Here is a 7,597-nt window from a genome sequence, read left to right as displayed (position 1 = left end):
AAGGGTTCTGTCTAGGGGCAATTTACTCTTTGTTGCTCGGTTTTTACTTAGCCCACTAGGTTACAAACCTCACGCCGCGATTAAATCGCCCCTAGATTGAACAAATTTTAATCCTGAAAGGTCAACAGGCCCTAAAAATTTGATTCACTAATAATGCGCCTAACATTATAGCTGCTCCAATGCTTAGCCGGAGGATATCAGCGTCTCTGTTCCAAACAAGCACGTTAACAATAATCCCTGCTGGGATAAGTAAGTTATTCATGACTGCCAGAGCTCCCACGTTGACAAGTGTTGCGCCTTTATTCCACATAAAGTAACCAAGGCCTGATGCTACAACGCCTAGATAAATAAGTATGCCCCATTGTGTTGATGTGCTAGGCAGCTTATTTGCGTTGCCAAATAAGGCATAACATACACTGGCGACAATTAATGCGCCGATAAAAAACCAGCCAAATACGGTTTTATCATCAAGCTGATTGTTCATCATTAAGCGTTTATAGGTTACTTGGCCTACAGCAAAACTTATATTTGCACCTTGAACTAATAATAAGCCGATTATGAAATTGCTATTTAGATTTTCGTAACGAATGGTAATTGCACCGATTACCGCAATAAGTGCGACTATAAAAAAGCGTGGGTTAAAATGTTTGTTTAATGCATCATTTAGCAGAGTAATGTACAAAGGAGTCATTACTGTAAATAGCAGTACTTCGGGGACGCTTAAAAATAAAAAGGAGTGGTAGTAAAAGCTATACATAACACCAAGTTGTATGGCGCCAATCAGCATGAGCTTTAACGCTTGCGGCCTAGGAGTTTGCTTAAACTTTAAAAAAGGCAAAAAGATTAATGTTGCCAGTACGATGCGTATTAATACGCTAAACCATGCATCAACCTGACCTGCTAAATACACGCCAATTAAACTAAACGAAAATGCCCAAAGTAAAGTTACTGCAAATAAGTACCGCATAGTCATCATCTTTAAATAATTAATGACAGCAGTTTATCTGTTATATATTGATCTATAAACAATAAAAGCCCGCAAGCGGGCTTTCATAAGAGAATAACTAAATTATTAATTATTCAACTAAACCACGGCGCTTAAGTAGTGCGTCGGTTGTCGGTTTTTGACCTCTAAACTCAATGTAGCTTTGCATTAAGTCGCGGCTATTACCTTTTGATAGGATTTCTTTACGGAACTTATCACCATTTTTGCGTGTTAAGCCGCCGTTATTTTCCATATGCGCAAAAGCATCTGCGGCAAATACTTCAGTCCAAAGATACGCATAGTAACCAGCTGAATAACCGCCTGCGAATGTATGACTAAAGAAGTTTGACTTATAACGCGGTGGTACAGGGTAGTAAGCAATACCGTGTTTTTCTAATGCATCTTGCTCAAAGGTTTGAACGTCAGTTACTTTTTCATCAGAACCAAATGAATGCCATTCCATATCAAGCAATGCAGCAGCTAAATACTCAGTAGTACCGTAACCTTGGTTGAATTTTTGCGATTCAAGCACTTTATCAAGTAACGCTTTTGGAATTGGTTCACCCGTTTTGTAATGCTTAGCGTAGTTAGCAAGTACCGTTGGTTCGATCATCCAGTCTTCGTTTGCTTGTGACGGAAATTCAACAAAGTCACGCGCAGTTGCAGTACCCGCTAAGCTTGGGTATTTAACATCTGAGAATAAACCGTGTGCAGCATGACCAAATTCATGGAACATAGTGGACACTTCATCAAACGTCATTAACGTAGGCTCGCCTGCTGCCGGTTTTGGAATGTTTTGCGCATTATAAATAACCGGTTTAGTGCCTTTTAAGCCACTTTCGCTTACGTATGCACTCATCCATGCACCGCCACGTTTGCCTTCACGTGCGTAAGGGTCTAAGTAAAATAAGCCAACAGCACTGTTATCAGCGTTAAATACTTCATACACAGTTACGTCTTCATGATAAACAGGAAGGTCTTTACGCTCTTTAAATGTAATGCCGTAAAGTTTATTCATTGCGAAGAATAAACCGTCGTGAATTACGGATTGCATTTCAAAGTATGGCTTAACAAGGGCAGGGTCTAAGTTGTACTTTTCTGCTCGTACTTTTTCAGCATAAAAAGTCCAATCCCATGGTTTAAGCTCAAAGCTTTCGTCAGAATCGTTAATTACTTTTTGAATAGCGGCAGCTTCTATTTTCGCTTTTTCAACTGCTTTTGGTGCAAGATCATCTAAAATGCCATATACATTATCAGTGGTTTGCGCCATACGTGATGTCATTACATAAGAAGCCCAATCTTTATAGCCTAAAAGCTCAGCTTTTTGAGCACGTAGGTTGGTTTCTTTGATAATGATAGGGCCGTTAGTTTTTGCAGCACGGTTTGCAGAAGCTTTAAAAACTTGCTCACGTAAGTCGCGGTTTTCAAGGCTGCTTAAAATTGGCTGTTGCGTTGTATTTACTAGCGTGATCATGTAGCCGTCTTTGCCCGCTTTTTTAGCAGAAGCTGCAAGACCGGCAATTTCACCTTCAGAAAGACCCGTTAATTTGCTCTTATCAGTAACTACAATAACGTCTTCTTTGTACGATTTTAAAATGTTCTGTGAAAACGCAGTCGATAGCTGAGCTAGCTCTGAGTTAATTTCACGCATTTTAGCTTTTTCAGCATCGTTTAATTTAGCACCTGCTTTTACAAACTGCTTGTAGTAAAAATCAACTAAGCGTTGATCTTCTGCGTTCAATTTATCTTGGTTGTCGTAAATTGTTTGTACGCGTTTAAATAATGCACCATTTAAATAGATATCATCTGAGTGAGCAGATAATACAGGCGCCATTTTTTCATCAATGCGTTGGTACTCATCATCTGAGATCAAGCCAGATAAGTTATAAAATGCGGCTGATACACGATTCAATAACTCGCCTGACAGTTCCATTTCGACTAATGTGTTTTCAAATGTTGCTGGAGCTGAGTTATTAGCGATAGCTTGAATTTGCGCTGTGTGTTGTGCAATGCCTGCATCGAATGCAGCTTCGTAATCTTTAGTGCCAAACTTATTAAACTCAGGGGCCATGTACTGTAATGGGCTTGGTTTAAATAAAACATTGTTTGCGTTAATGTCTTGCACTTGTGCAGTGTCTTCTTTTGCCGTGTTTTTTGTTTCATCTGATGAACAGGCAGATAGTAATAGGGCACTAGCAATAGTAGTGGCGATCAGTGTCTTACGCATAATAACTCCATAGAAAGATTAGCCGGAATAGGCTTTGCGAGTTGAAAAACACAGCTAACTTATCAAATTTTGATTTATATACAATAAAGTTTATCGGTATTAAGCGCTATTTGGACGCAAATTAACTAATAATGAGCATTTAGAAGGTAAAGCAGCCCTAAATAATATTATTTGAGCTACTTTAAAATATAAAAAAGGAGGTTGTTTGTGTATTAGGAGTTAACTGCGGCTAAAGTCATAAAGAGTTAATAAATTGTACATAAAGCATATGTTGAACTTATTAACTGCACGTTTTAGTTATATTATAGCGCGCTAATTTAATGTTAAAATCTTACTTTATAGCGACTTAATTTAAAGCGCTCCTGCTTATTTGGAAAATAAATGACGTTAGAATACATAAACCAAATTCTCGCCTTTGTTGTATTTAGTTACAGCGATGTACACATTACCGTAGCCAAGATAATTAAAGTGCCTTTAATACTCTTTGCTATTTGGTTTATTGTTACGCGTATTGGTAAGTTAATAAAAAAAACCTTATTGGCAAAAAAATTAAGTCCAGACGCAGTGCATTTATTTACACGTATCTACTTTATTATCAGTATCGCTATTTTGGTTTTTACATCCTTAGAAGTGCTTAGCATTCCTGTTACTGCATTTGCATTTGTATCGGGTGCTATCGCTATTGGTGTTGGTTTTGGTGCGCAAAATATTATCAACAACTTTATAAGTGGTTGGATACTTATGTGGGAGCGGCCAATTCGTATTGGTGACTTTTTAGAAGTCGGTAATGCAAAAGGAGTCGTAGAGACAATAAATACGCGCTCAACACGTATTCGCCGAAACGATGGTGTGCATATGCTTATTCCCAATAGTCAGCTATTAGAAAACACGGTGACTAACTGGACATTAATTGATGGTAATGCACGTTCAGCCGTAAGTGTGGGGGTTGCTTATGGATCAGATGTGTTGCTGGTTAAAAAATTAATTCAGCAAGTGCTCGATGATCACGAAGCTATATTAGGTGATCCAAAGTCGACGGTATTATTTGATGACTTTGCTGATAGCTCACTGGTGTTTAATGCTATTTTTTGGGTGTGTGCAGAGTCTGAAACTATGCTCAGAAAAGTACGCAGTGATATTCGCTTTAGTATTTATGCCGTATTTGAAGAGCATGATGTTGTCATCGCTTTTCCTCAAAGAGATATTCATATCGACGGTGAGATTGCATTTAAGCGTAGCTAATAAAAACATCTCATCATTAAAAAATAACAAAGCCGCTACGTGCGGTTTTTTTATTTTTAATTTTCATTATAAAAACCAAACTCGCTACTTTAGCGGTTGCTTTTTAAGGAAGGACATATGTCCTCTTTTGGTGCTTTTAGACGCTAAAGTGTATGAAAATGGCGTGAATTGTAGTTAAATGTTACAAAAAAGTTTACAATTTTATGCAGTAAAATTATTTGGCAGTGGTATAATCTCCAGCGTTCGTTCAGCCTTATCACATCGTTTTTGTACTCTCGATAATAAGGTCCGCGCAGCATATAGCAAGACGCGAAAAATTGGCCGAGCCCGCAACTTACCTCCATGGTATAAATTGCGCAACACATAAACCGTTGAATAAGAGTGCACACAAAAGGTTAAACCCAACATGAAAGCAATGAAAAGATCTACGTTAGCGACCCTAATCAATGCAACGTTGTTCTCTGCAGTAGCAGGTACTTCATTTTCTTCTTTAGCTGCGCAAGAAACAGCTAAAAAAAGTAACCAATTAGAAGTTATTCAAGTCACAGCTCGTAAACGTGTAGAAAACGCACAAGAAGTTCCTGTCGCAGTATCTGCACTGCAAGGTGATAATCTTGATGTCTACAGCTCAGCTGGTATGGATATTCGTTTTATGAATGCGAAAATTCCAAGCTTGGCAATTGAATCTTCTTATGGCCGTACTTTCCCACGTTTTTATGTTCGTGGTTTAGGTAACACCGATTTTGATTTGAATGCATCACAACCTGTTTCTCTTGTAGTTGATGATATTGTTCAAGAAAATGCTATTTTAAAAGGCTTCCCTGTATTTGATGTTGAACGCGTAGAGGTTTTACGTGGTCCACAAGGTACATTGTTTGGCCGGAATACACCGGCTGGCCTTGTTAAGTTTGACTCTGTTAAACCGAGCCAAGAATTTGAAGGTTTTAGCTCGGTATCATATGGCACAGACAGTGCTGTAGATTTTAGAGGCGCAGTGGGCGGTGGTTTAACTGATCACCTTTCTGCACGTGTTTCTGTTCTTTGGCAAGACAAAGACAACTTTATTGATAACCGTGCGCCAGGTTTCGAGCAGGATGATGTACTAGGTGGTTACACCGACAGAGCGGCACGTATCCAATTTTTATATGAAAAAGATGATTTTTCAGCACTATTTAACTACCACGTACGCAACATGGATGGAACACCAATCCCATTTCGTGCTAATGCAATTAAAAGTGGCACTAATGATCTAGTTGATGACTTTGATTATAAAGTTGTTTACCACGATGCAGCAGCCCGTGAAAAGCAAGTAGTTGATGCACAAGGAATGAGTTTAAAGCTAGAGTATGATTTTAACGATTACACAATTACTTCAATTTCAGGTTGGGAGAGTGCTGAAGTAAACTCACGTGGCGATATCGATGGTGGTTACGGTGCTGACTTTTTAGGTGACTTCCATGGTCCAGGTTCAATTCCATTCCCATCAGAAAGTGAAAGTGGTTTACCAGAACACGACCAATACACGCAAGAATTACGTTTAGCGAGTAACTTTAACGGCGATGTTAATTTTCAAACCGGTTTATTTTATTTTGACGAATCAGTAATCATTGAAAACTTCGGTTACAATACGTTAGCTGGTGGTGTGTTAAACGGTTACGTTAATCAACAGCAAGATACTAAAGCTTGGGCTGTATTTGGTTCTGTAGATTACACTGTTTCAGATGATTTAAAACTAACGGCTGGTCTGCGTTACTCTGATGATGAAAAAGATTTTGAAGCAGTACGTAAAATAGTTAGCAATGACTGCCTAAATAACTTGATGCAATGTACAAATGATATCACTCGTACAACTAATGTAAGTGATGATCATGTAAGTTGGGATATTTCGGCATCTTATAAATTGAATGATGACGTTAATTTATATGCACGAGTTGCAAATACATTCCGCGCACCGAGTATTCAAGGTCGTATTACGTTTTCTGACAAAGTTACTACAGCAGACTCTGAAACTGTTACTTCATATGAGACAGGTTTCAAATCAGACGTACTTGATGGTCGCGGGCGTGTAAATGCAAGTGTTTACTACTTCACAATGGATGATCAGCAATTAACTGCCGTAGGTGGGACTACAAATACAACAAGTTTGCTTAATGCAGATAAAACAACGGGTTATGGTTTTGAACTTGATACCGAGTGGGTTTTAACAGATGAGCTTAATGCAACATTTAACTTTAGTTATAATAAAACTGAGCTAAAAGACGATAGCATTACAATCCCTGTACCTACACGTAGTACTTTGCATGTTACCGATAAAGTAGTGAATAATAGAGCCATTATTGATGGTAATAGCTTACCTAATGCACCTGAGTTTATTTCTAACATAACACTTCGTTATTCAAAAGAACTAGCCGATGGTAATTTTTACGCTTATACCGATGTATCGTACCGCAGTAAAGTTAACTTCTTCCTATATGAAGCGGTTGAGTTTGAAGGTAAACCATTAACAGAAGTAGGTGTTCGTGCCGGTTATACTTGGGCCCAAGACGATAATGAATACGAAGTCGCTGTTTTTGCTCGTAACTTGTTTGATGAGCAAGTTGCAATTGGTGCAATTGACTTTAACAACAACACTGCAATGGTTAATGAAGAACGCTATGTTGGCGCTGAGTTTAAAGTTAACTTCTTCTAGAGTTAGCTTTAAATTATATTGATTTTTAAAAGCCTGCCCTGTGCAGGCTTTTATGTTTTTTTAAAGCTGGTAAAGTAGCGTAAATTAATTTTAATGAGATAAGAAAATGGCTGGATTTTGGAATTACCGTGTGATTTTTTGTGAAGCAACGAAAGACGAAGCAGCGCAATATCAAATACACGAAGTAGAATATAACCTAAATGGTAAAGTAACTAATTGGTCTGAAACGGGAGCTGCGCCCTTTGGAACAACGCTTGATGAATTAAAAGATGATTCGATGCGTTTAAAGACAGCATTTGAAAAACCGGTGCTTAAAGTTGTGCGAAAAGCACGTGGTTATGAACTTGTTGATATTGAAACCGGTGAAGAAGCTATCGGTGAGCCGCCAGCTGGTTTAACTGAATAATACCAATTTTATTAAAAATATGATCAGTCTAGCGTATTAAATAACTCA

General features: G+C 38.2%; 5 protein-coding genes. 3 read left to right on the top strand and 2 right to left on the bottom strand.

Annotation, left to right across the window (positions count from 1 at the left end; genetic code table 11):
• Positions 1–121: 121 nt before the first annotated feature.
• Complete coding sequence (locus CWB66_RS19115) at positions 122–967, bottom strand: carboxylate/amino acid/amine transporter (RefSeq protein ID WP_171037540.1); 846 nt, start codon at positions 965–967, stop codon at positions 122–124.
• A gap of 109 nt (positions 968–1,076) precedes the next feature.
• Positions 1,077–3,212 (bottom strand): M3 family metallopeptidase, encoded by a 2,136-nt coding sequence (locus CWB66_RS19110; RefSeq protein ID WP_138586602.1) that lies wholly within the window; start codon positions 3,210–3,212, stop codon positions 1,077–1,079.
• 381 nt (positions 3,213–3,593) lie between these two features.
• On the opposite strand from CWB66_RS19110, the gene CWB66_RS19105 reads away from it, so the two are divergent.
• The 3 genes from CWB66_RS19105 (at position 3,594) to CWB66_RS19095 (ending at position 7,549) form a co-directional block, all read left to right on the top strand.
• A complete protein-coding gene (locus tag CWB66_RS19105; RefSeq protein WP_077537350.1) occupies positions 3,594–4,454 on the top strand; it encodes a mechanosensitive ion channel family protein in 861 nt (286 codons plus the stop codon).
• A 406-nt stretch (positions 4,455–4,860) separates the two neighbouring features.
• On the top strand, positions 4,861–7,143 hold the full coding sequence (locus CWB66_RS19100) for a TonB-dependent receptor (protein WP_138586601.1): 2,283 nt from the start codon (positions 4,861–4,863) through the stop codon (positions 7,141–7,143).
• Positions 7,144–7,249: 106 nt separating this feature from the next.
• Positions 7,250–7,549 carry a hypothetical protein gene (locus CWB66_RS19095; RefSeq protein WP_077537352.1) on the top strand — a complete coding sequence of 100 codons (300 nt, stop codon included), beginning with the start codon at positions 7,250–7,252 and terminating at the stop codon, positions 7,547–7,549.
• Positions 7,550–7,597: the final 48 nt, after the last annotated feature.

Origin of the sequence: Pseudoalteromonas sp. S558, from assembly GCF_005886635.1 — a bacterium.
GTDB lineage: Bacteria > Pseudomonadota > Gammaproteobacteria > Enterobacterales > Alteromonadaceae > Pseudoalteromonas > Pseudoalteromonas aliena.
The sequence above is the reverse complement of the archived record's forward strand: the minus strand, read 5'-3'. Positions and strand labels throughout refer to the sequence as shown.